Source organism: Campylobacter sp. RM19072, assembly GCF_024723485.1.
Taxonomy (GTDB): domain Bacteria; phylum Campylobacterota; class Campylobacteria; order Campylobacterales; family Campylobacteraceae; genus Campylobacter; species Campylobacter porcelli.
This window is the reverse complement of record NZ_JANQCU010000062.1, coordinates 1-449: the sequence shown is the minus strand read 5'-3', so window position 1 is coordinate 449 and position 449 is coordinate 1. Positions and strand designations below refer to the sequence as shown.

General features: G+C 40.1%; 1 pseudogene. It reads right to left on the bottom strand.

Features of this window, described 5'->3' with window-relative positions:
* A pseudogene (locus CSUIS19072_RS08460) lies at positions 1 to 449 on the bottom strand (hypothetical protein); the annotation flags it as partial.

Below are 449 nucleotides of genomic sequence, written 5' to 3'. Positions count from 1 at the left end.
CATAATTTCTATTAGCTAACTGAGTATCAGCTGTAGGTAGTATAGAGCACACAGGCACTGCTGAGAATGTTTTTATTCCAGCAATTGTCTGATTGCCAGTTAAAGTTACTACGGCATTAGCGTTGGCTTTAGCATTTACTACGCTATCAACATAAGCTTTATTAGCTACCTGATTATTGGCTGTTGGATTTGTAGCTGATATAGGCACTGCTGAAAAGGTCTTAACCCCAGCTATTGTCTGATTACCAGTTAAATTAACTGTAGCATTAGCGTTGGCTTTGGTGTTAAGTTGAGCTAAATTAACTGCGTGAGTGTTTGCTGTGGCATTTGGCACTACTATAGGACTGCTAAAAGTTTTAACCCCAGCAATTGTCTGATTGCCAGTTAAGGCTACTACGGCATTAGCATTGGCTTTGGTATTAAGTTGAGCCAAATTCACAGCGTGAGTG